Source organism: Streptomyces zinciresistens K42, assembly GCF_000225525.1.
In the GTDB taxonomy this organism is placed as follows: domain Bacteria; phylum Actinomycetota; class Actinomycetes; order Streptomycetales; family Streptomycetaceae; genus Streptomyces; species Streptomyces zinciresistens.
This window is the reverse complement of record NZ_AGBF01000106.1, coordinates 1-23,546: the sequence shown is the minus strand read 5'-3', so window position 1 is coordinate 23,546 and position 23,546 is coordinate 1. Positions and strand designations below refer to the sequence as shown.

At 74.8% G+C, this 23,546-nt stretch carries 19 protein-coding genes and 1 pseudogene; 9 read left to right on the top strand and 11 right to left on the bottom strand.

Going from position 1 to position 23,546, the window contains the following annotated elements; all coding sequences use genetic code 11:
- Positions 1-70: 70 nt before the first annotated feature.
- Together SZN_RS42765 and SZN_RS40100 are read left to right on the top strand one after the other, a co-directional pair.
- Positions 71-217 (top strand): annotated as a pseudogene (locus SZN_RS42765) (acyl carrier protein); the annotation flags it as partial.
- 40 nt (positions 218-257) lie between these two features.
- Complete coding sequence (locus SZN_RS40100) at positions 258-6,227, top strand: non-ribosomal peptide synthetase (protein ID WP_007499654.1); 5,970 nt, start codon at positions 258-260, stop codon at positions 6,225-6,227.
- A gap of 62 nt (positions 6,228-6,289) precedes the next feature.
- Here SZN_RS40100 and SZN_RS24045 read toward each other — a convergent pair whose 3' ends face one another.
- The 4 genes from SZN_RS24045 to SZN_RS24030 all read right to left on the bottom strand — a co-directional run bounded on the left by SZN_RS24045 (position 6,290) and on the right by SZN_RS24030 (position 10,764).
- Positions 6,290-7,792, bottom strand: coding sequence for a metallophosphoesterase family protein (locus SZN_RS24045; protein WP_007499652.1), 1,503 nt, complete (start codon positions 7,790-7,792; stop codon positions 6,290-6,292).
- 195 nt (positions 7,793-7,987) lie between these two features.
- Positions 7,988-9,178, bottom strand: a complete 1,191-nt coding sequence (locus tag SZN_RS24040; protein WP_043732716.1) for an MFS transporter — start codon at positions 9,176-9,178, stop codon at positions 7,988-7,990.
- Positions 9,179-9,258: 80 nt separating this feature from the next.
- Entirely contained in the window at positions 9,259-10,023 is a 765-nt protein-coding gene (locus SZN_RS24035) for a dienelactone hydrolase family protein (protein ID WP_007499648.1), read from the bottom strand.
- A 120-nt stretch (positions 10,024-10,143) separates the two neighbouring features.
- Positions 10,144-10,764 carry an L-threonylcarbamoyladenylate synthase gene (locus SZN_RS24030; protein WP_007499646.1) on the bottom strand — a complete coding sequence of 207 codons (621 nt, stop codon included), beginning with the start codon at positions 10,762-10,764 and terminating at the stop codon, positions 10,144-10,146.
- Positions 10,765-10,978: 214 nt separating this feature from the next.
- Here SZN_RS24030 and SZN_RS24025 point away from each other — a divergent pair, with 214 nt between their 5' ends.
- A complete protein-coding gene (locus tag SZN_RS24025) occupies positions 10,979-11,758 on the top strand; it encodes an alpha/beta fold hydrolase (protein WP_007499643.1) in 780 nt (259 codons plus the stop codon).
- 102 nt (positions 11,759-11,860) lie between these two features.
- Here the strand turns inward: SZN_RS24025 and SZN_RS24020 are convergent, their stop codons facing one another.
- Entirely contained in the window at positions 11,861-12,550 is a 690-nt protein-coding gene (locus SZN_RS24020; protein ID WP_341865594.1) for a lipoprotein, read from the bottom strand.
- A 557-nt stretch (positions 12,551-13,107) separates the two neighbouring features.
- On the opposite strand from SZN_RS24020, the gene SZN_RS24015 reads away from it, so the two are divergent.
- Positions 13,108-13,746, top strand: a complete 639-nt coding sequence (locus SZN_RS24015; RefSeq protein WP_007499638.1) for a class I SAM-dependent methyltransferase — start codon at positions 13,108-13,110, stop codon at positions 13,744-13,746.
- A 227-nt stretch (positions 13,747-13,973) separates the two neighbouring features.
- Here the strand turns inward: SZN_RS24015 and SZN_RS24010 are convergent, their stop codons facing one another.
- Both SZN_RS24010 and SZN_RS24005 read right to left on the bottom strand, forming a co-directional pair.
- Entirely contained in the window at positions 13,974-15,572 is a 1,599-nt protein-coding gene (locus tag SZN_RS24010; protein ID WP_007499636.1) for a glycerol-3-phosphate dehydrogenase/oxidase, read from the bottom strand.
- Positions 15,569-16,168 carry a TetR/AcrR family transcriptional regulator gene (locus SZN_RS24005; RefSeq protein WP_050815111.1) on the bottom strand — a complete coding sequence of 200 codons (600 nt, stop codon included), beginning with the start codon at positions 16,166-16,168 and terminating at the stop codon, positions 15,569-15,571. The genes SZN_RS24010 and SZN_RS24005 overlap by 4 nt, the downstream gene beginning before the upstream one ends.
- Positions 16,169-16,242: 74 nt before the next feature.
- Between SZN_RS24005 and SZN_RS24000 the strand changes: the two genes are divergently transcribed.
- Positions 16,243-17,841, top strand: coding sequence for an FAD-binding oxidoreductase (locus SZN_RS24000; RefSeq protein ID WP_007499631.1), 1,599 nt, complete (start codon positions 16,243-16,245; stop codon positions 17,839-17,841).
- A 284-nt stretch (positions 17,842-18,125) separates the two neighbouring features.
- Positions 18,126-19,007, top strand: coding sequence for a YegS/Rv2252/BmrU family lipid kinase (locus SZN_RS23995; protein WP_007499629.1), 882 nt, complete (start codon positions 18,126-18,128; stop codon positions 19,005-19,007).
- Positions 19,008-19,030: 23 nt separating this feature from the next.
- On the opposite strand, the gene SZN_RS23990 is transcribed toward SZN_RS23995, so the two are convergent.
- On the bottom strand, positions 19,031-19,396 hold the full coding sequence (locus SZN_RS23990; RefSeq protein WP_007499627.1) for a helix-turn-helix transcriptional regulator: 366 nt from the start codon (positions 19,394-19,396) through the stop codon (positions 19,031-19,033).
- Positions 19,397-19,586: 190 nt separating this feature from the next.
- Between SZN_RS23990 and SZN_RS23985 the strand changes: the two genes are divergently transcribed.
- Entirely contained in the window at positions 19,587-19,814 is a 228-nt protein-coding gene (locus tag SZN_RS23985) for a hypothetical protein (protein ID WP_007499625.1), read from the top strand.
- A 31-nt stretch (positions 19,815-19,845) separates the two neighbouring features.
- On the opposite strand, the gene SZN_RS23980 is transcribed toward SZN_RS23985, so the two are convergent.
- From SZN_RS23980 to SZN_RS40980, 3 genes are all read right to left on the bottom strand, one after another.
- Positions 19,846-20,646: a site-specific integrase gene (locus tag SZN_RS23980; RefSeq protein ID WP_007499623.1), complete on the bottom strand. Its 801-nt coding sequence runs from the start codon at positions 20,644-20,646 to the stop codon at positions 19,846-19,848.
- 108 nt (positions 20,647-20,754) lie between these two features.
- Entirely contained in the window at positions 20,755-21,588 is an 834-nt protein-coding gene (locus SZN_RS23975) for an IS3 family transposase (RefSeq protein WP_007499621.1), read from the bottom strand.
- A 191-nt stretch (positions 21,589-21,779) separates the two neighbouring features.
- Entirely contained in the window at positions 21,780-22,163 is a 384-nt protein-coding gene (locus SZN_RS40980) for a transposase (protein WP_007499620.1), read from the bottom strand.
- Positions 22,164-22,309: 146 nt separating this feature from the next.
- Here SZN_RS40980 and SZN_RS23965 point away from each other — a divergent pair, with 146 nt between their 5' ends.
- Both SZN_RS23965 and SZN_RS23960 read left to right on the top strand, forming a co-directional pair.
- Complete coding sequence (locus SZN_RS23965; RefSeq protein ID WP_007499617.1) at positions 22,310-22,879, top strand: hypothetical protein; 570 nt, start codon at positions 22,310-22,312, stop codon at positions 22,877-22,879.
- Positions 22,880-22,895: 16 nt separating this feature from the next.
- Positions 22,896-23,381, top strand: a complete 486-nt coding sequence (locus SZN_RS23960) for a hypothetical protein (protein ID WP_043732719.1) — start codon at positions 22,896-22,898, stop codon at positions 23,379-23,381.
- The last annotated feature ends 165 nt before the right edge of the window (positions 23,382-23,546 follow it).

Here is a 23,546-nt window from a genome sequence, read left to right as displayed (position 1 = left end):
AGCGGGAGCCGACAGCCTCCCGTCCGCGCCCGCCGGCACGCCCGGCCCCGCCGACGGCGCCGCGGACCCCATGGCCGGCCTGATACGCCGTCTGCTGGCCGAGGCGCTGCACCGCGCACCCGGGGAGATCGGCGACCACGAACCCTTCCTGGCGCTCGGCCTGGACTCGCTGACCGCCGTCGACCTCGCGCGCCGCCTGGAGAGCGAACTCGGCCTGCCGCTGTCCGCCACACTCCTCTTCGAGCACCGCACGATCGGTGAACTCGCCACCCATCTCGCCGCGCAGAGCCCGCCGGCCGACGCCGCACCGCCGCACGCGCCCGCGCCCCACACCCCTCCGGACACCCCGGGGCGCAGCACAGTCCGCGACCCCCGCTCCGGACACCCCGAGCCCCCTCACCGCCCTCCAGCGGGCCTTCCTCACCACCGAGGCGCTGTACGAGGGAGTCACGGCCCACGGCTACCTGCGCCAGACGGTCCGCGGACCCCTCGACGCCGGTCTCCTCGGCCTTGCCCTGGCCGCCGTCGCCGCACGCCACCCGATGCTGCGCCTGCGCGTCACCGGCGGCACGTCACCGCGGCAGTACACCGCCCCCGCCGGACCCGCCGACCGCGCCCCCGACTGGTACGAGGTGCACGAGCCGGGCGACCGGACCGATCCCGGGCGCGTGCTGGCCGACCTCGAACAGCACCTGTACAACCGGCCGTTCGACCTGACCGCCGAGAGCCCCGTGCGCGCCGTCCTGGTCCGCGACCACCGGGACCCGCACCTCGCCCACCTGCTGCTGGCCGTCCACCACGGCGCCGCCGACGGCTTCAGCCTCAAGATCCTCTGCGAAGATCTGTGGTCGCTCTACACCGCGTTCGCCGAAGGACGGCCGGTGAGTGAACTCCCTCTTCCGCAAGCCGACTTCGCCGACCACATCGCACTCGCCGACGCACAGCGCCGCTCCGCCGGCTTCGCCCGGGACCAGCGGTACTGGCGGGACCGCCTCGCCCGGCACACCCCGCGCGAAGCGGCCCGCGCACTGCCGTACGACGCCGATCCCGACACCCCTCCGGCGCCGCCGTTCACCCACCACCAGACCACCCTCGACCCGGCCCTCGGCGCCGCGCTGCGCGACGTCGCCGCCCGGCACGAGGTCTCGCTGTTCCACCTGCTGCTCGCGGCGTACACCCGGTGCCTGTCGCGCTGGGGCGGCGGCCCCTCCGTCGCCGTCAACGTGGCACGGGCCCGCCGGGAGGCGCCGCTGCCCGGCATCGAACGCCTCGTCGGCCCCCTCGCCGACACCCTCCCCGTGCTCGTCGCCGTCGGCGCCGACGAGCCCCTGCCGGCCCTCGCCCGGCGGCTGCGGGGCATCTGGCGCGAGGCGGAGGCCCACGGCAGCCTCACCAGCCCGGACATCGCCGCCCTGCTGCCGAGCGGCGGCGCCGCGCCCCGTACGGCCGCCGCGGCCGGCTTCAGCTTCGCCCGGTTCCCCGTGCGCCACGGCCTCGGCCGGCCCGTCGAGGTGACCCCGGCCGCCGCGGCCACCGCCTCGGCGGCGACCCGGCTGAGCCTGCTCTGCTGGGAGGCCGACGCGGCTCTGCACTTCTCCTGGAACCACCCGGCCCGGCTCTTCCACCGCGAGACCGTCGAACGCCTCGCCGCTGAGTACTCCGCCGAACTCCGGCGCGTGGCCGAGGAGTTCGGGGCCACCGGGCAGGAGAGCGGGGGAGCGGGCATCGTCGCGCGGCTGAGCGCGCGGTTCCGGGCCGCCGCCGGATCCGTCGCCGTGGACACCGGCGACACCACCCTCACCTACGCCGAACTCGACACCGCCTCCGCCGCCCTCGCCGCCCGGCTGCGCGCACACGGCGTGCGGCCCGGCGATCTCGTCGGCCTGCTCACCGAACGCGGCGCCGACACCGTACTCGGCGTCGTGGGCATCCTGCGGGCCGGCGCCGGCTGGGTGCCCCTGGACCCCTCCCACCCCGCGGCCCGCCTCCAGGAGCAGCTCACCCGCACCGGGGCCCGCACGGTCGTCTGCCACGCCGCGACCCGCGCGACGGCCGCCGCGCTCGACGGCGTCAGCCCCGTCCCGGCCGACGCGCCCGGTCCTGCCCCCGCGGCCGGGCTCCCGGACGTGCCGACGGACCCGGACGCCCTCGCGTACGTCATCTTCACCTCGGGGTCCACCGGCCGCCCCAAGGCCGTGCCGATCACCCACCGTTCCCTGCTCGCCTACCTCGACTGGGCGCTGACCGCCTTCGGTTACCACGCCGGGGACCGGCTCCTGCAGACGGCGTCCCCCTGCTTCGACGCCTCCGTACGGCAGTTGCTGGCTCCCCTGCTCGTCGGCGCCCGGGTCCACACGCTCACCCAGGACGACCTGCGCGACCCCGACACGCTCCTCGACCGGGTCGTGAACGACCGGATCACCGTGTGGAGTTCGGTGCCGACCCTCTGGGAGCGGCTGATCACCGCCGCCGAACTCCGAGCGCCGCGCGAGGGCGCACCGCCGGACCTGTCGGCCCTGCGCTGGGTCCACGTCGGCGGCGAGGCACTGCCCCCGGCCCATGTCCGCCGCTGGTTCGACCTGCTCGGCGACCGCGCCGGAGCCGGGCACAGGGTGTCCAACCTCTACGGGCCCACCGAGGCCACCATCAACGCCACCTGCCACATCATCGACGCCCGCCCCGGCGACGACGTCCGCACGCTGCCCATCGGCCGCCCCGTCGCCGGGACCGAACTCGCCGTCGTGGACGAGGAAGGGCACCCGTGCGCCCCCGGGGAGGAGGGCCACCTGCTCATCGCCGGAACCGGGCTGACACCCGGCTACCTCGGTGAACCCGGGCTCACCGAGGCGGCGTTCACCGAGCGGGACGGCAGGCGCTGGTACCGCAGCGGCGACCGGGTCCGCCGCACCGACGACGGCGTACTGGAGTACCTCGGCCGACTCGACGACCAGGTGAAGGTGCGCGGCCACCGGGTGGAGCCCGGTGAGGTGGAGGCCGCGCTGCTCACGCTCCCGGACGTCGCGCGCGCCGCCGTACTGCTCGTCGGCGGGCGTCTGGCGGCCTACCTCGAACCGCGCGCCGGAGCGGCCGGCCCGGACGCGCGCGCGGTGCGCGCCGCCCTGGCCCGGACGCTGCCGCCGTACATGGTGCCCGGACGGGTGCACACCCTCGCGGCCATGCCGCTGACCGGCACCGGCAAGATCGACCGCACCAGGCTGCCCCACCGCCCCGGGGACCACACCCGCCCCGGGGGTGATGACCACTCCGGGGCCGATGACCGCTCCGGCCCGGCGGCCGGCGACCACGACGGCTCCGCAGTCGGCGGCCACGACGGCCCCGCACCCGGGGAGCTGGGCGGCCCCGCGACCGGGCGACAAGGCATCCCCGCATCCGGTGATCACGACAACCCGGCCGCCGGGGGTCACGACGACCCCGCCGCCGGGGGTCACGACGCCCAGGCGACCCCCCGCCCCGGGCCCGCCACGCCCACCGAGCAGTTGCTGGCGCGTGTCTGGTCGGACCTGCTGGACGTCCCCGAGGTCGCCCGCGACGACGACTTCTTCCAGCTCGGCGGCGACTCGATCATGGTGCTGGAACTCTTCGCCCGGCTCCGCGCCGAACTGCCCCGCGTGCCGCGGCCCACGACCCTCTACACCCACCGCACACTCGCCGCCCTCGCCACCGCCCTCGACGCCGCGCACACGGCCGATCCGGCCCCCGTCGACCGCACGCCCCCGACGCCCGCCGACGCCCCCTACCCCCTCACCCCCTCCCAGCGCGGCTTCCTCCTCGCCGAGGCCGTCGACCCCGGCGCGGCTCCCGTCTGGCTCGCCCGGTTCCGGCTCAGCGGCCCGCTGCGCCCCGATGTCCTCCAACGCGCCGTCGACGTGCTGGTGGCCCGCCATCCGATGCTCCGCACGGTCTTCCCGGCCGGCGCCCGCCCGCCCGTCCAGCAGGAACTGCCGGCCTCACTGCGCCTGCCCGTTCAGCGCGAGACCCTCACCGGCGGCCCCGCCCGGCTCGAACAGCGCATCGCCGAGGAGGCACGGCGCGAACTGGAGCCCTGGGCCTGGCCGTTGCTCCGGCTGCGGCTGTTCACCCTGGCCGCCGACGAGCACGTCCTGCTGGTCCACGCCCACCATCTGATCGGCGACGGCTACAGCGCCGCCCTCCTCGCGAGAGAACTCCTCACCGCCTACGGCAACCTGGAGCACGGCCGCCCGCACGGCCTGCCACCCCTCACCGGCACCTTCCGCGACCACGTCACCCGCTCCGCCGCGCGTCAGCGCCCGCACGGCCCGGACGCCGACGCCCACCGCGCCCGCCTGCGCGAGCCCTACACGCCCCCTGTGCTGCGTGCCCCCGCGGCCGGGGAATCCGCGTCCCGGCAGGGCTTCCACACCAGCGGGTTCACCCTGGACGCCGCCGCCACCCGGGCCGTGCGCCGCCTCGCGCGCGCCGCCGGCACCACCGCGCACGCGCCCCTGCTCACCGCCTACTACCAGGCCCTCGCCGAGCTGACCGGGCAACGCGACCTGATGGTCGGGCTCGCCGTCACCGGACGCGAGGACTCCACCCCGGACGCCCACCGCGTCTTCGGGCCGTTCGCGCAAGCGGTGACCCTGCGGCCGTCCCCGCCGAGCGGGCCGCGCCAGGAGCGGACCCCCGCCTTCGCGGACGACGTACGGCTGCTGGCCGCCGAGTCCGCCCTCGCCCGGACCGAGGGCCCCAGCGCACCGCGCACGGCGAGCGGGCTGCCCCGGCACGCCCAGTTCTTCTTCACCTTCCTGGACTTCACGTCCCTGGGACCGGTCGGCGGCGGGGGCCCGACCCTGCGCACCGACGACTCCGACACCTCCCTCGCACCGCCACCGCTGGGCACCGACGTGTTCCTGGCCGCGCGTCCGCTCTCCGGCGACGCGGGCCTGCGCGTCACCCTGCGCGCCTCGGCCGCGGCCCTGACGGACCGTCAGGCGCGGGACCTGGCCGAGGACATCCGGCGCCGCCTCCTCGACGGCGCCGCCGGTCCGGCCCGCGCGCCGCGCCGGACCGGGCTCGACGCCGCCCTCGTCGGCTACCTGCCCTCCCCCCGCGATCTCGCCGCGTTCGCCGGGCTCCCCGACGGCATCCCGGGGCTCGGCCGCGAGGAGATCCGCGCCTCGCTCTTCCCGGACGGCCGCGCCCGGCTGCTGGAACGCACCGGCACCCCGCTGGGGGAGTCCGGCTTCGTCGCGCTCCCCCTCTTCGCCGACGAACTCGCCGGGGCCGGCGACCTCGCGGCCCGCACCGCACGGGCCGTCGAGCACGCCGCCTCCCTCGGCGCCCGCAGCGTCTCGCTGGCCGGCATGATCCCCTCCCTGACCGGCTACGGCCACGACGTCCTGCGCGAGAGCGGCACCCGGGCGGCGATCACCACCGGGCACGCCACGACCACCGTCGCCGTGGCCAGGACCGTGCGGGCCGCCCTCGCGGCGAGCGGCCGCGACCTCGGCGACCTCACCCTCGCCGTCGTCGGCTGCGGCTCCATCGGCGTGTCGTCGCTGCGGCTGCTGCTCGCGACCTCACCGCGCCCACCGGCCCGCCTGCTCCTGTGCGACCTGCCCGGCGGCGCCGACCGCCTGCGCCGGCTGGCCGCCGACCTGTCGCGCGCGCACCCCGCGACGCCGGTCCGGGTCGTGGAGTCGGGGCGGCGGCTGCCCGCCGAGGCGTACGAGGCCGACGTCCTGGTCACGGCGGTCAGCGGCGCCGGGAACCTCGTCGACGTGGCACGCCTGCGGCCGGGGACCGTCCTGGTCGACGACTCCTTCCCGCACTGCTTCGACACCGCGCGCGCCCTGGACCGGATGAGCACGGCGGGGGACGTGCTCGTCCTCGGGGGCGGCCTGCTGGCCCTGGACTCCACGGCCACACGGCTGAGCGAGGACCTGCCGCCGGCGGCCGCGACGGGCTTCGCCGCCCGCCCCGCGATCGCGGACACCCTCGCCTCGTGCCGGCTGGAGTCGCTGCTGCACGCCCACCTGGCGGACCGGCCGGGCCGGCTGGCGCCCGTGCACGGCCTCGTCGACCTCCCCCGCGCCCTCGCCCACTGGGACGCGGCCGAGGCCGCCGGGGTGCGGGCGGCACCGCTGCACCTGCTGGACCGCGTCCTGGCCGACGCGGACGGCCGGCACGTCAGGCGCGCGGACTCCAGCCCGGCGCCGGACCGAGGCGGGTCGCCATGCCGGTGAGGATCTGCACGCAGTCCTCGTGGCCGAAGGCGAACGGCAGCGCGAACGGCGCCCCCCTCCCCTCAGCCGAGCGGGATCGTGACCTCGTCCTCGACCGGCGGCTCGGCCTCCTGCGCGCGGTTGCCCGTCGCTGCGTGACAGCGCAGCCGGACGGACTGCGGGGTGACGTCGAGTTTCAGGAAGCACTTGAAGAACGGCGGGCTGTACGTCGCCGAACTCGGCGAGAACAACTGCGTGTAGATCTTGCGCACGGGCAGCCGGAACCGGCCGCCGCGGCCCGGCCTGCGTCCCGCGCCGAGCAGCGCGGCGACCACGCGCGTGCGGCGGGTGACCGGGGCGGTGGTCTGCCGGGCGCGGGTCAGCGGCATGCCGAGGCGTTCCGCGACGACCGCCGCCGCCTCGGCCTCGGTGAGCGTGAACAGGCGCCGCATCCGCAGCCGCCGTCCGTAGAGCGCGCTGTAGAAGGCGAGGGAGTCACCGCGCAGCGGGTAGCAGCGGAAGTCCTCCTCGGTGACGTCCGCGACGCCGACGCGCGGGATGGTGTGCGTGGCGTGCATGAACGCGCCGCCGCCGCCCGCGACCACGTACTGGATGGTGCGGCCGTCCACATGCACCGGGTAGCGCTGGTAGTTGTGGATGTCGCCGCCTATCGCGGCCACATAGCGGTGGGCCGGGTCGCGGACCACCTCGTCCACGGTCCCGCCGCCCTCGATCTGGCAGGGGCGGTACTCACCGTCGACGTAGATCGGCGAGCCCGTGACGAGGATCTTCGGCCGGGGGTCCCTGGACACCTCGCGCAGCCACGCGCCCTGCCGGGCGTCGATGCTGCCGAGCAGCCCGGTGTCGATGCCGACGATGCGCACCGGCCCGGCGTCGATCGCCCAGTACGGCCCCGGCTGCACCGCCTGCTGGGCGGGCGCGGCCCGCAGGGCTCGCGCCTCGTCCAGGCGCGCGCCGTCCCCGCGGCGCGGCCGGTGCCACAGCAGCGTGCGCAGCCGGGCGCGGCTGAGCGGCCGGGGGCGTTCGGCGGGCGGCAGCGGAGGGGCGTCGTCGCAGAAGACGCGCATGAACGCGCCGAGATCCTCGTACCAGTCGTGGTTGCCCGGTATCGCGTAGATGGGCGCCCGGTAGTCCTGGTACGGCCGGAAGAACTTCGAGGAGTAGTCGTCGGCGCTGCCCACCGGGTAGATCACATCGCTGGCGAGGACCGCGAAGCGGGTGTCCCGCCCCTCCTTCAGGAAGCCCGGCACCACGGCGTACTGGGGGTCGTCGCCCTCGCCGGTGTCGCCGATCACGAGGAACGAGAACCGGTCCGGGTCGTCGCGCCGGATCACCTTGTCGGCGCTCACGCCCGCGGCCTCGCGCTGCGCGACCCACCGCTCGCGGGTACGGCCCGTGGGATCACCGAACCACGACGCCAGCACGCCGTTGCGGGCCGCCCACAGCATCCGGGGGTCCAGCCAGGAGATCTTCTTGCCCCCGGGCGGCATCAGCCGCCTGTACGTGCCGGGTTCGGCGGCGCCCCAGCCGGCGCCTTCGGCGGTGTCACGTGAAGAGTCAGCCACCGGTGCACCGTAACAACGATCTCCGGCGGCCGAACACGGGCGGCGGGCAACCCGGTTGTCCGGCGCTCGTGTTCGGCCGCCGACAGGCCGGGTGCCGACTCCGTTAGCGGGCCGGGGAGTTGCGGGCGTCGGCACCGACTCCGCCCAGGCGCAGGCGGGTTGCGGTCCCCCCGGTCCGGTGTCCGCCGCCCCGGCTCAGATGCCGGCCGGTACCGGGCGGCGCAGCAGGTAGCCGGCCGCGGCCGTCACCAGGACCGCCATGCAGGCGATGAACACCAGCCCGGCGCCCCTCAGCCCGAGCGGGCCCGTCAGCACCCCGACCCCGATGACCGGGACCGAGATGCCGGTGTAGGCCACCACGAACAGGGCGGAGATCACCGCCGCCCGCTTGCGCGCGGGAGAGGCCGCGGCCACCGCCGACAGCGCGCCCCGGAAGGACAGCCCCTGCCCGGCACCGCCGACGACCGCGCTCGCCACCACCAGCGCCAGTACCTCCCGGGTCAGCGCGCCCGCGAGCAGCGCCAGGCCCGCCAGCAGGGCGGCGCAGCCCAGCGGCAGCGACCGGCCCACCCCGATCCGGCCGACCGACGCCTGTCCCGCGATCGAGGCGAAGAACGCCGTCGCCACGACCAGTCCGCTCAGCGCGAGGTCGCGCTCGTGGAGGGATTCCGCGAGGAACGCCGGGCTGACGGAGGTGAACACCCCGAACAGGGCGAACCCCACGAACGCCGCCGTCGCCGCGGGTCCGAACACCCGCCGCACCCCCCGCGGCAGATCCGGCCGCCGGGGCCGCACCGTGCTCAGCGGCCGGCGCTCCCCCACGGTCTCCGCCAGCCCGAGCACGACGGCGCCCGCGCAGACCACGAAGCCCAGATGGACGGCGAAGGGCAGGTACAGCGGCCAGGGCGCGTACTCGGCCAGCACCCCCGCGAGCAGCGGGCCGCAGCCCAGACCGCCCATGTTGGCGGCCGTCGCGACCAGGGTCGCCCGCGCGGCGCCGCCCGGGGGCGCCAGCTCGATGACGTAGGCCGTGGCGGCCCCGGTGAGCAGCCCCGCGGACAGCCCCGACAGCAGCCGGCCCGCGTACAGCCAGCCCAGCCCCGAGGCGGACAGGAAGCACACGGCGCTCGCGGCGGCGAACCCCAGACCCCACAGGATCACCGGGCGCCTGCCGACGGCGTCGGAGACATCGCCCGCGAGCAGCAGGACCGCGATGACGGCGAACGCGTAGACGGCGTACACGACCGTCACCGTCAGCTCGGAGAAGTCGAACTCGCGCCGGTAGTGGCCGTACAGGGGGGTGGGCAGCGTGGTGCCGGCCATGCACACGGCGAACACCAGCCCGCCGAGCACACACGCACGCCACCCTCGGCGGTCACCGTCCATGGCGCCGACCGTATCCCCGGCACGGCGCCGCGGGGCGGGGACGCGGCCGTACGGCGGCCCGGACCGCGGACCCGGGCCCGCTACCCGGGGAAGGCGCGCTCCAGCAGATCCAGCAGGGCCGCCCAGTGCCGCTCGTCGGCCCCGGCGTCGTACGCGGACGTGTCGGACTGCGTGTAGCCGTGCCCGGCCCCGGCGTACACCTCGCTGCGGTGCCGGACGCCGGCCCTCGTCAGCGCGGCCTCCAGGCGCTCGATCTGCTCGGCGGGCAGGGACGGGTCCTGGTCGGCGTGCCCGAAGTACAGCTCGGCGGTGATGTGCCGCGCCACCAGATGGGGGCTGTCCGGCGCCTCCGTCGCCAGTCGACCGCCGTGGAACCCGGCGGCCGCCGCGACCCGGTCGGGGTAGGTCCCGGCGGTCAGCAGGGACAGCCGCGCGCCCATGCAGTAGCCGGTCAGCGCGACCGGCCCGGCCGCCGCCGCCGGGGACGCGGCGAGCAGGTCCAGAAAGGCCCGCGCGTCCCGCATCGCCGCCCGCGGGGTCAGCTCCCGCATCATCGGCGTGACGCTCCGGAGGATGTCCGGCCGGGCGGCCGGGTCGATGAACTCGGGCAGTTCGACCACGGGGGCGCGCCCGGCGCGGTAGAACACGTTGGGCACCAGCACCGTGTACCCGGCCCCGGCCAGCCGGTCCGCCATCGCGCGCAGCCGGGGCCGCAGCCCGAAGGCGTCCATGTAGAGCAGGACCGCCGGCCGGGGCACGCCGTCGGCGGGACGGACCAGATAGGCGTCGGCGGTGCCGTCCTCGGTGGGGACGTCGACGGCGGTTCCCTGTACGGCGGTCGTCATGGGGGTGCCTCTCTGTGTGAGCGCGCGGCGAGCGGGTCGCCGGTCCGGCGGGGCCGGGCCCCCGCACATGGTTTCATGCACCATCCATCCGCTCGCCGCGCCCCCGCGCCGGCCCGGCCGTCACTCGAACCGGGAGACGTCGCCCGCTCCCGCGCGCACCACCTCCGCCTCGCCGGACGAGAAGTCGATCACGGTCGTGGGTTCGGTGCCGCAGTCCCCGGAGTCGACCACCCCGTCCAGGACATGGTCCAGCCGGTCCTTGATCTCCCAGCCCTGCGTCAGGGGTTCGTCCTCGTCGGGCAGCAGCAGGGTGCTGGACAGCAGCGGCTCGCCCAGCTCGGTGAGGAGCGCCTGGGTGACGACGTGATCGGGGATGCGCACACCCACCGTCTTCTTCCTGGGGTGCTGGAGCATGCGCGGCACCTCCCTCGTCGCGGGCAGGATGAACGTGTAACTGCCGGGCGTCGACGCCTTGATCGCGCGGAACACGTCGTTGTCGATCCGCACGAACTGGCCGAGCTGCGCGAAGTCCTGGCAGACCAGGGTGAAATGGTGGCGGTCGTCCAGGCGCCGGATGGACCTGATCCGGTCGATGCCGTCACGGCTGCCCAGCCGGCAGCCCAGTGCGTAACAGGAGTCCGTGGGATACGCGATGAGCGCGCCGGAGCGCACGCTGTCGGCGATCTGCGCGATGGTGCGCGGCTGAGGGTTGTCGGGGTGCACGTCGAAGTACTTCGCCATTCACCGAGCCTATGCCCTGGGCGTCCGGCCGCCGCGCAGGCCGGTGCCCGCCGCCCCCGCACGGCCCCCGGACCTGCCGGGCGGGCGCCGGGGAACTCGGCTCGCCACGGAGCCGCCGACGCGTCACGGCTTCCCCGGCCCGCGGCGGTGACGGCGGCGCGGGCCGCCCGATACCGTACCGGTCGGTAACCGGTACACATCCCAGGAGGCCCGCATGCCGCAGCTCGAAGTCGACGGCGCGAAGCTGACGTACGACGACGAGGGCCCCCGCGAGGGCGGGGGCGTGCCCCTGGTGTTCGTCCACGGCTGGACGGCCGACCGGCACCGCTGGGACCACCAGACGGCCCACTTCGCGCAGCGGCGCCGCGTCGTCCGGCTCGACCTGCGCGGGCACGGGGAGAGCACCGGTGCCGGGGTGCGCCGGGTCGAGGACCTCGCCGGGGACGTCCTCGCCCTGCTCGACCACCTGGAGATCGGGCGGTTCGTGGTCGTCGGCCACTCCATGGGCGGCATGATCGCCCAGACCCTCGCCCTCTCCCACCCCGGCCGGGTGGAGCGCATGGTCCTGGTGAACTCCATCGGGAAGATGGCCTACAGCCGGGGCCGCGCCCTGCTGATGGCGGCCTCGACCCTGGTCCCCTTCAAGCTGTTCGTCGCCGCGAACATCAAGCGCGCCTTCGCTCCCGGCCATCCCCGCGAGGAGATCCGCGCCCACGTCCGCGCCTCGGCCGGCACGCCCCGCGAGGTCGTGATGACGCTGTACGGGGCCATGCGCGCCTTCGACGTCCTGGACAGGGCGGGCGCGATACAGGCGCCGACCCTGATCGTGCACGGCTACCACGACGTCCAGCTGCCGCTGTCGCAGATGCTGAGGCTGGCGAAGGAGCTTCCGGACGCCGTGGTCCGGGTCGTGGACGCCGGCCACGAACTGCCGGTGGAGAAGCCGGCCGAACTGACGACGGCCCTCGACCGCTTCCTCGCCTGCCGCTCCTAGACGGCCGCCGCCGGGCGGCGGTCCGGGCCCGGCCGTCCCTGCGCCCGTCGCCCGGCGTGCGGCGCGGGGTGCTGCCGGTCCCGCGCCGCGCACGGCTCGCGCTCAGGTGGCGCGCAGGGTCCGCTTGGCCAGTTCGTACGCCGGGAGCATCGCCCGGTGCTCCTCGGTGTCCAGGCCGCCGAGGTGGATGACGACCGGCCCCCGCCCGGTGGTGACCGCCACCGCGCTCGCCTCCTTCGTCTCGTCGAGGAGTTCGCTGCGCACCAGGTACTTCACCTCGGCACCGGCCAGACCGCCCGCCGTGAACGGCGTGTACGTAGCCTTGCGGGCACCGGTCTCCGCCGTCACGAAAGCCTCCAGCACGGCACGCGCGTCGCCCCCGCCCCGGGCGCCCGTCCACACCCGCAGATAGCCGATGTTCCCCGCGGGCTTGGCGTCCACCTCGCAGGCCGCCGTGACCGGCCCCTGGCGCACCAGGGAGTCGACGATCTCCTGCGTCACCTCGTCGCCCGAACCCTTCGACGCCGCCTCCGCCGCGTCGACCGCCTGGGGCTTCCAGCCCTCGGCGACGTCGAAGGACACGGGGAGCTCGCACGCCGAGCCGTCGGCGCCGATCGTCCCCCCGCTCCTGGCCGCCGTACCGCCGCCGGCCGACGCGCCGTCCTCCGCGCCCCCCGACGCCGAAGCCGAAACCGACGTGCCGGAGGCTGCCCTCGGCTCCTCCTGCGCGGTCCCCGAACAGCCCGTCAGCACACCGGCAAGCACAGCCGCCTGCACCAGGCGACGTCTCATCCGTCCCGCCCCCACCCGCATCGTGATCTTCCCCTCCCGATCTTGCACAGGCGGCATACGGTATACGAGACCACGGACAGTGGCGCCCGGCCGAGACGTGGCACCAGGGCGCGACGACCTCGCCGACCCGCGCGCGCCCCTGCGACGAGAGCGTCGCCCGGACCGAACGGCCGGCCGCGGCGGGCGCGGACCTGCCTGCCCTGTTCACGGACTGCCCCGGCCGGAACCCGGGCCGGCTGCCGCGGCGCGTCGGCGACCGCCGCTGCGCGCGGGAGCCGTACGGACCCGGGCCACCGGGCCTGGCCCCGCCGGACCCGCTCGCCGACGCGGGCGTCGGCCTCCCCCGAGGACGCCTCGGTCCGCAGGGGCGCGGCTCGCGCCGCGGGCGCGGTCCGGTTCGCCGCCGCGCTCGGGGAGAACCGACCGCACACGGGCAACGCGGTTTTGCCGGACCGGCAACGACGTTCGCCGCTGCCGCGCGATGTGCCGCAGGCTTCTTCCGCGAGGGCCGGGCGTGCGTCCGGGCCCCGCCCGCCGTCCACGCACCGGGAGAGACCATGACCGAGACCCCCGCCCCGACCGCCGCCGAGTTCTGGGAGGCCCGCTACCGCGACAGCGGCCCGGTCTGGAGCGGCCGGCCCAACAAGCTGCTCGTGCGGGAGGCGGCGGACCTGACGCCGGGCACCGCGCTCGACCTCGGCTGCGGCGAGGGCGGCGACGCGGTCTGGCTGGCCTCCCGCGGCTGGCGGGTCACCGGCGCCGACATCTCGCACACCGCCCTGGTCCGCGCGGCCGGGCACGCCGCCGACGCGGGCGTCGGCGACCGTACGCGCTGGGAGCGCCATGTGCTCGGCGAGACCTTCCCCGAGGGCTCCTTCGACCTGGTCAACGCGCAGTTCCTGCAGTCGCCGGTCGCGCTCGACCAGGCCCGGGTCCTGCGGCGGGCGGCCGACGCGGTCGCCGCCGGCGGCACCCTGCTGATCGTCATGCACGCGGGCTGGCCGTCCTGGCAGACCGAACCGCCGTTCGAGGCGGACTTCCCGACCCTCGACGGCGTCACCGGCGAACTCGCCCTGCCCCGCGCCGGGTGGACCGTGGTGCGCCGGGAGACCGTGCGCAGCCCCCACGTGTCGCCCGAGGGCGTGGAGGGCCACCGTGAGGACAACGTGTGGCACTTCCGCCGCGCCGCGGCCTGAGCCGGAGGCCCGCGCGGGTTGCGCCCCGGCCGGGCGTGCCGCGCGCGGGCCGCCGCCCGCCGCCGTACGGCCGGTTCGAGGTGGGTGCGCCGGTCCCGTGCGGATCGGTTCGCTGTGGATCGGTCGGACGCGGGTGGCCGGTCCGGACGGGGGTGCCCCCGTGGGTCGCCCGAGGGCGGAGGGGCACCGTCAGGACACGGCGTGCGCGCCGCCGCCCGACACGGTCCCTACAGGGCCGTGTCCCCGGCCGGGTGCGCCCCGTACTCGCGCAGGATGTCGCGGGCGGCGGCCAGTGCGGCCGCACGGTCCTGCGGGACGAGTCCGACGCGGGTGCGGCGGTCGAGCAGGTCGGCCTCGTCGAGGGCGCCCTCGTGCCGTACGGCCCACAGCAGTTCGGCCCCGGTGACGGGGTGCCCGGGGAGCAGGGGGGCGTTCAGCCGGGCGTCGCGGGTGCCGAGCGCCTCGACGGCCGGGGCCTCGGTGCCGTAGCGCCGGACGAGGCGGCGCGGCGCGCGCACCGCGCCGAGCGTCGCCGCGGCCGCCGCGCCGACCAGCGGCAGGGCGGCGGTGGGGGAGGGGCCGGCGCCGATCCGTCCCGTGGCGACGGCCGCGTCGACGGCGTCCTCGGCCATGCGCCGGTAGGTGGTGAGCTTGCCGCCGACCACCGTGATCACGCCCTCGGACGAGGTGAGGACCGCGTGGCGGCGGGAGATGTCCGAGGTGCGCGGCGCCGCCCCCGGCCCGTCCGCGGCCGTGGTGTCCAGCAGGGGGCGCAGTCCGGCGAAGGCGCCCGCCACGTCGTCCCGGCCGACGGGGGTCTCCAGGACCGAGCCGAGCACGTCGAGCAGGAACCCGATGTCGCTCTCGGGCACGTCCGGCACGTCCGGGACGTCGCCCTCGACGGGCTCGTCGGTGAGCCCGACGTAGACCCGCCCGTCGCCCTGCGGCAGCACCAGGACGAAGCGGTTGGTCTCGCCCGGGACCGGCACGTGCAGTCCGGCCGGCAGCGCGCCCAGCCGCTCGGCGCGCAGCACGAGATGGGTGCCGCGCGAGGGGCGGATCCGGATGCCGTCCACGAGGCCGCCCGCCCAGACGCCGGAGGCGTTGACCACCACCCGGGCCCTGATCTCGCCCTCCTCGCCGGTGAGTTCGTCGCGCACGCGCGCGCCGGAGGCGGTGAGCTCCAGGGCCCGCACCCGGGTCAGGACGCGGGCGCCGCGCGCGGCGGCGGTGCGGGCGACCGCGGTCACCAGGCGCGCGTCGTCGGTCAGCCGCCCGTCCCAGGACAGCAGTCCGCCGCGCAGGCCCTGCGCGCGCAGCGCGGGCGCGAGGTGCCGGGTCTCGACCACGGACAGGCGACGCGGCGCGGGCAGCGTGGCGCGGGCGGTGCGCGCCGCGAGCCGCAGGGTGTCGCCGGCCCGGAACCCGGCCCTCGCGAGGGCGGCCTGACCGCGGGAGACCAGGGGCGTCAGCGGCAGTACGAAGGGCTGGGCGCGCACCAGATGGGGCGCGGTGCGCTCCATGAGCACCCCGCGTTCGACGGCGCTCTCGTGCGCCACGCCGAACTGGCCGGAGGCGAGGTAGCGCAGCCCGCCGTGGACGAGCTTGCTGCTGAAGCGGGAGGTGCCGAAGGCCAGGTCGTGCGCGTCCACCGCGGCCACCGTCAGCCCGCGGGCTGCGGCGTCCAGCGCTGCCCCGGCGCCGGTGGCGCCCAGCCCGACGACCAGGACGTCGACGGCGGAACCGCCGACGGTGGCGGTGAGTTCGCGGGCGCGCCGGGCGGCCGACAGGGACGATCCGGGCAGCGGGGCGGGGGCGGGGCTCATGGCGTCAGGGTCCTCTCCAGGATGCCGCGCAGTTCCGCGAGGAAGGCCCCGCCGGTCAGCTCGGTGTCGTCCTCGTCGGTCATGGTCCGCAGGGACAGCGTGAAGGACTGCACGATCAGCAGCAGGGCGCGCGCCTGCCGTTCGACGTGACCGGCGCGCACCGACCCGTCGGCGTGGCCCTCCTCCAGCGCCCCGGCGAGCAGGGCGAGCAGCGCCTCCTGGCTCGCGCCGCGCCGGTCGAGGACGTAGGGGAGCAGCAGCTCCGGATCGACGTCGATGATCTTGAGGAACAGGGGATGGGCGCGGAAGTCCCCCGCCCCGCGGACCAGCCCGTCGACGATGAGGGCGCGCGTCGGCCTCCCGGGCTCCCGGTCCGGCATGGCGGCGGTCGCGACGGCGACCCACTCCCGGGTCATCAGGTCGCCCACCAGCGAGCGGACGTCGGGCCAGCGGCGGTACAGCGTCATCCGGGAGACCCCGGCACGGCGGGCCACGTCGGTCAGCGTCGTACGGCGGACCCCGACGGCCAGGACGCAGTCGCGCACCGCGTCGAGCACCGCGTCGCCGTCCGGACCGTTGTGACGAATAGGCGTCATGTGTAACAGTGTAACGCCTGCGAGGCCGTCCGGGACACGGCATCGCCCGAGACGACCGGTGAGGACGACCGCCGATGGACATGCTGTGGAGTGGCTGGGGCGACCCGGCCGAGGCGGCGCCGCTGCCCGAGACCGTGACCGGGCTGCTGCGCGATCTGCTCGGAGTGAAGCCGCGCGCCGCCGGACCGGTGGCCCTGGAGGACATCGCCGTCCCCGGGCCGGTACTCCTGCCCGCGGCGCGGCGGGCCCTCGCCGCCGCGGTGGGCGGCGAGGAGCACGTCCGCGAGGACCCGGAGAGCCGGGTGCGGCACACCCGCGGCAAGTCCACCCCCGATCTGCTGCGCATCCGGCGGGGCGAGGTCGACGACGCCCCCGCGGCCGTCCTGCTCCCGGGCAGCCACGAGGAGGTGCTGGCCTGCCTGCGCGCCTGCGCCCGACACGGCCTGTCCGTGGTGCCGTTCGGCGGCGGCACCTCCGTCGTCGGCGGCCTCGCCCCCGCCCGGCGCGCCCCCTTCGCCGCACTGGACCTGCGGCGCATGGACCGGCTCACCGCCCTCGACCCCGTCTCGCGCACCGCCACCCTCCAGCCGGGGCTGCGCGCCCCCCGCGCGGAGGCGCTGCTGGCCGAACACGGCTACACCCTCGGCCACTTCCCCCAGTCCTACGAGTGGGCCACCATCGGCGGATTCGCCGCCACCCGCTCCAGCGGCCAGGCGTCGGCCGGCTACGGCCGCTTCGACGAGATGGTCCTCGGGCTCACCCTCGCCACCCCCGAGGGCACCGTCGAGACCGGCCGCGCGCCGCGCTCGGCGGCCGGCCCCGACCTGCGGCAGCTCCTGCTCGGCTCGGAGGGGGCGTTCGGCGTCATCACCTCCGTGACCGTGCGCATCCGGCCCGTCCCGCGCACCCGTGTCTACGAGGGCTGGCGCTTCGACTCCTTCGAGGAGGGCGCCGCCGCGCTGCGCAGCCTCGCCCAGGACGGCCCGCGCCCCACGGTGCTGCGGCTGTCCGACGAGACCGAGACCCTGATCGGCCTCGCCCAGCCCGACGCGATCGGCGCCGCCGACGGCCTCCCGCAGAACGCGGGATGCGCGGCGATCACCGGCTACGAGGGCACGGACGAGGACACCGCCCACCGCCGGGAGAAGGCCGCCGAGGTCCTGCGCGAGCGCGGCGGCACCCCGCTCGGCGAGGAGCCGGGGCGGCGCTGGGCGCACGGCCGCTACTCGGCGCCGTATCTGCGCGACGCGCTGCTGGACGCCGGGGCGTTCGCCGAGACGCTGGAGACGGCGGCCTTCTGGTCCCGCGTCCCCGCCCTCCACGCCGCCGTCCGCGACGCGCTCACCGCCACCCTCACCGAGGCCGGCACCCCGCCGCTGGTCATGTGCCACATCTCGCACGTCTACGAGAACGGCGCCTCGCTGTACTTCACGGTGGTCTCGGCCCAGGGCGACGACGCCGCCGCCCACTGGGCGAGGGCCAAGCACGCGGCCAACGAGGCGATCCTCGCCGCGGGCGGCACGATCACCCACCACCACGGCGTGGGCACCGACCACCGCGACTGGTACGTCCGCGAGGCCGGCCCCCTGGGCGTCGAGGCGCTCCGCGCCGTCAAGCGCCGGCTGGACCCGGCGGGAGTGCTCAACCCCGGGGTCCTCCTCCCGCTCGACTGACCCGCGGGCACCCGCGGCGCGCAGCCCGCGTTCCCGCCCCGCGGGCACCAGCGGCGCGCACCGCCCGCGTCCCGGACCCGCGGGAGTACGTGCGGCGGGCAGCGTTCCCGTACCGGACCCGCGGTCACCTCCGGCGCGCACCGCCCCGTCTCCGCCCCACCGGTACGTCCGGCGCGCACCGCCCCGTCTCCGCCCCGCCGGTACGTCGTCGGGCGCGCACCACCCCGTCCCCGCCCCACCGTCCGCCCCGGCAACTCCCTCCCGTCGGCCCGAAAGGCTCACCGATGCGACAGTTCACGGCCATCGTCAACCCCACGGCGGGCGGCTCCGCCGCAGCCGCCGCACTGCTGCGCGTGGCCCGGCCGCTGCGGGAGGCCGGGGCCGACCTGCGGACCCGGTACAGCCGCAGCCTGGCCCACGCCCGGGAACTGGCCCGCCAGGCCGCGCAGGAGGGCCGGGTGGTGCTCGCCGTCGGCGGCGACGGGATGGCCGGCGGCGTCGGCGGCGCCCTGAGCGGCACGGGCGCCCTGCTCGGCCTCGTCCCCGCGGGCCGCGGCAACGACTTCGCGCGGGCCCTCGAACTGCCGCGCGCGCCGGACGCGCTGGCGCGGGTGCTGCTCGACAACGAGCCGCGCAGCGTCGACACGATAGAGGTCGAGTCGGCCCGCCACGCGAGGACCGTCGTCCTCGGCAGCGTGTACGCTGGCGTCGACGCGCTCGCCAACCGGCACGCCAACAACGCCTCGCTGCTGCGCGGTTCGGCCTCCTACTACGCGGGCGGCCTGCGCGCGGTGACCACATGGCGGGCCGCGCGCTACCGCGTCACCGTGGACGGCCGCGAGCACCTGCACATCGGCTACACCGTCGTGGCCGCCAACTCCGGCTACTACGGCTCCGGCCGGCGGATAGCGCCCGCCGCGCGGATCGACGACGGACTGCTGGAGATCGTGATGATCCGCGACGCCCCGCGCCGGCTGTTCTTCACCCTGATGAACGAGCTGAGGACCGGAGCCCACGTCCACCGGCCCGAGGTGGAGATCCTGCGCGGCAGGGAGATCCGCATCTCGGCAGACCGCGAGGTGCCCTACGGCGCCGACGGCGAGGTGGAGGCGCGGCTGCCCGTCACGGTCCGGGTACTGCCCGGCGCGCTGCGCGTCCTGGCCTGAACGGCCTCGCGCGGCAGGGCCGTTCAGGCGTCGTCGGCCGGCACCCGCGGCTGCGCCGCCCTCAGCCGCGCGGTCGCGTCGGCCCGGTCGGCCTCGTCCCGGAGCAGCAGCGCGAGCAGCGAGGCCACCGGCAGCCCCGCCTCGGCGGGGTGGCGCAGCAGCTTGCCCGGCTCGATCCGGTAGATGTTGGTCCGCCCCTCGCGGCTGTGGGACAGGTGACCGTCCCGCTCCAGCTCCGAGATGATCTTCTGCACGGCTCGTTCGGTGAGGCGGCAGTGCGCCGCGATGTTCCGGATGCGGACGTCGGGGTTCTCGGCGATGGCCGCCAGTACGCGCGCGTGGTTGGTCAGAAACGTCCATCCGGTGTGTGGCTCAGGGACTTTGTCCATGGGGCAACGGTACGACCGGGCGTTCACGTATAGGGGGTTGAGACTGGTAGGCCCACATGTTGAGGGGTCGCGTATTCCAGCTTGGACGGGCGTCGTTGGTCACTCTGGGTGGCGAGGCCCGTGTTAGTGGTCCGTCCTTGGGCGGATAGGTTCCTGTGTTGTGTCCGAGGCACTTCTGGAGGGGTCACCGGTGGACGTTGTCGCGATCATGGAAGCGCTGGCTGAACAGGGCGTAACCGTGCTGTTCAAGGCTGATGCTGAGCGGATGGCAGAGAGGCGGAAGCCTTGGACGTTCGTGGCCAGTGGCGCCCCATTGCGTGACGACATCCTCGTGCGTACCGATGCCGCGTCGGTGGAGCAGTGCCTCGAAGTCTGCCTGCCCCGCCTGCGTGAACTGGGTTTCTCATTTCCCGAGTGACGAGGTATGCCAGCCGGAGTGGAGCGACAACTCACCGTGTGTGATCGCCGGGGGCGTATCGGCTCCAAGTTCCTCCAGCTTTGGTGACCAGGCGGGTGGCTGTCTTGTCGTGGTAACCGAGCGCCTTCGCGATGACGGGGGCCGGGGCCTGGAGGACGAGTTGACGGATCGCGGAGGTCCTGCCCCGCTGCGGCGGGACGCCGATCTTCCGCAGGTGGACTTGGAGGCTGACCGGGTTCATCGGCTGTCCGGGCTGGCGCCCGGGGAAGAGCCACTGTGAGCTTCTGCTGCTGGCGTAGGGCAGGTGTTGGCAGGACTGGATGTAGGCCCGCATGAGGTCAGCGACGGGCTCCGGAAGCGGGGACGGCGGGTCTCCCAGCCGGACTGTGACGGTGGCCCCGTCGTCGATGATGTCGTCGACAGTGAGGCGGACGATGCGGGTGACGGATTGCGCGTAGAGGAGAACGAGCGCGGCGGCGATCCGGGCCCGCAGAGGCAGCGAGTCGTCGTTGAGGATCCGCCGGAGAATGGCGAGTCGGCGGTGCTGGTGCAGCGGCGCGTCGTCCTGGTTGATGACCTGGGGTGGCAGGGTGAGGCGGGGCATCCGGCTCGTCTTCATGCACCAGCGCAGGAACGTCTGGGCCGGGCGCCGGGTGGCCAGCTTCTCGGTGTGCCAGGCGTCGGGATCAGCCTGCTGGCAGTGTTCGATGGTGCGGTCTCGGTCGGCGAGCCAGGCGAGGAAGGCGCCGGCCTGGGTGATCTCCTGTTTCGCCTGGCTGATCTGGGAGCGTCCCAGAGGCCCCTTCTCCGCCTTGCTCCGCAGGCGCCGCATCTGGTGCCAGGTGACGAAGTGCTGTAGACGCCGACGGTGTTCGGTGTCCTCGATGACGGCGAGCCGTTCGGTCCGGAAGATTTCAAGTCCAGTGAGACGGTCGTGACGCTATGAGCTTTGTGGCGCGGGTTCCCTGCGCTTGGCCGGGTCGTTGATCCATGCCTGCTGGGGTATCTGGGGTGGTCGGGGACGGCGGCCGAAGCGTTCGGGGTGGCGGGTGTATGCCTCGGCGAGGGTGACGGCCCGCTGGTCGCGGACCTCCTCGGCGGTGCCGAAGTGCACGCTGGCGGGCGTGTGCCAGCCGATGCCCGAATGCCGGTGCTCGTGGTTGTAGTACGCGATGAACGCGTCGAACCACTCGCGGGCATGGGCCGGCGAGTCAAACCGTTCGGGGTAGTCGGACATGTACTTCGTGGTCTTGAAGTGGGCCTCGCTGTAGGGGTTGTCGTTGGAGATCTTTGGCCGCGAGTGCGACCGGGTGACCCCGAGGTCGATCAGCAGCTGCGAGACCTTCTTCGAGGTCATCGACGTGCCGCGGTCCGCGTGCACGGTTTCGGGCACGATGCCGTTTCGGGCGATGGTCTCGCGGATCAACTCCTCGGCCCGCACCGCCGATTCGGCCCGCTCGACGGTATGGCCGACGACATAGCGGCTGAAGATGTCGATGACGACGTAGGCGTGATAGCAGACGCCCCTGACCGGTCCGGCCGCCTTGGTGATGTCCCAGGTGAACACCTGCGAGGGCCCCGTGGCGACCAGCTCGGGCACCGTCTTCGCCGGGTGGGTGGCCTGCCTTCGGCGCTCGCCGGACTGCCCCTTCTCGCGCAGGATCCGGTACATCGTGGAAACGGAGCAGTGGTAACGCCCGGCATCCAGCTCACGGGCCCAGATCTGCGCGGGCGGGAGTTCGGCGTACTCGTCGCCGTTCATCAACTCCGACACCGCGGCCCGCTCTTCGGCTGTCAGGGCCGAGGGCTGGACCCCGGGTTTCCTGGGCCTTCGCTCCGGTGAGGGCCGCAGCCTGCGGTAGTGGGTGGCCCGCGAGCGGCCGGTCAGCCGGCACGCGGTGGTGATGCCCAGCGCGTCCTCGACGCCGGCGAAGGCATCGTCGGCGACGGGTTCGGCGGCAGCCTTCAGTCCGCGCCCTCGGAGATCATTTCCAAGAGCGCGGAAGCTTTTCCCATAACCTCCAACGCGGCCTTGTTCCGGGCCAGTTCCCTCTCCAGGCGCTCCACCTGCCGGCGCAGTTTCTCGTTCTCCGCCTCGGCGGCAGACTTCTTCGGCCTCGCCGGGCTGGTGCGCTTGTCGACCAGCTTCTCCAGCGCCCCGGCATCCCGCGCGGCCCGCCACTCCTTCACGTGCGAGTGATACAGCCGCTCGCGGCGCAGGACCGCGCCCTTCTCGTTCTTGGGCGCGGCGTCATACTCGGCCACGATCCGCAGCTTGTACTCGGGACTGAAAGTGCGGCGCTTCGGCCGGGGAGCCGGGTCGGATCCGGCGGGGGTGGTACTGGTCATGAGGGGGTGGTTCTCCTGTCGTGCCCTCTCAGGCTAACCCGACGAAGCGGGATGTCTCACCCAAGGCTGACAGAGAGGGGAGCGGGCTGACCGGGCCTGGCAACGAGCAGCTGCGATACACGCCCCACGACTTCCGAAGAATCTTCGTGACAGACGCCCTCCGCTCCGGCCTGCCCCCGCACATCGCCGCCCGCATCTGCGGCCACCGGACGGTCGACACGACCCTCGGCTATGCCGCGATCTATCCCGAGGACGTCGTCAACCACCACCGATCTTTCATCGCCCGCCGCCGGGCGCTGCGACCCGGGGAGGAGCACCGCGAGCCCACCGCCCAGGAGTGGCAGGACTTCCTCGCCCACTTCGAGCTGCGGAAGGTCGCCCTCGGCGTCTGCGCACGCGACTTCGGCACCCCCTGCGTCCATGAACACGCCTGCATCCGCTGCCCTGTCCTGCGGCCCGATCCCGACCAGATGCCCCGCCTGGAGGAGATCCACGCGAACCTGCTCGACCGGCTCCAGGAGGCAAAGGAACAGGGATGGCTCGGCGAGGTCGCCGCGATCGAGGCCAGCCTCGCCGCTGCGGAGCAGAAGCTCGCCGCCATGCGCGACCTCGCGGCCCGGCACACCACCGTCCACCTGGGCATGCCCGATCTCCGTGGCGTCGTCGCGCGCATCGACTCCGAGCAGCGAAACGAAGATGCGAAGCCGCAGCCCTGAGCACTACAACGAGGGGATGACCGTCTTCCTCTGTTCCAAGTGTGGCACCGCGATCACGCCGGAGCTCTCCGAGCTTGCCGCCGTCCCTGGCGTCTCAGACGACGAGCGCGACCGGGACAAGGAGACGCGCCGGGCGCCTTCCACCGTTCCGCAGGGCCACTACGCGATCGATCCCGAGCCCTGGGGCCCTCCCTACGTGGTGCAGGACGATCAGGAGGACCCGAAGCCGGCTCAGTCGTGCGGACCTGTGGTCTGCCGCGAAGAAGGCTTCGTCATCTCGGCCGGCAGCCGACACACAGTGCTGGTGCACCCTGATGACGCCGCCGGTCTTCAGCCACTGCCTAACTGGGAGAACAGCAGTGGGTGCTGCGGACCGACAGGCGACGAGGGACTCAACCGGGCCTGCCCCTGCGGCGCTCCGGTCGCGACCCTCGCGGCCGACTGTTTCGGGCCCTTCGAACTGCATCTCGACCCCGTCCGGACCTACGCGTTTCCCCAGTAGTGTCGGGGTACGACCTAAGAAGCTGTTGTCTTTTCGATCTTGAGCGGTGGCGGTCGAACGCGGGTTCCCGGTCGGGTGATTCTGCGGTGGTGAGGGCATGAGGAAGGGGCCTCCTGAACAGCTCGTGGGTGTCGAATCCATAGAGCAACAGGAGGCCCCTGTGCT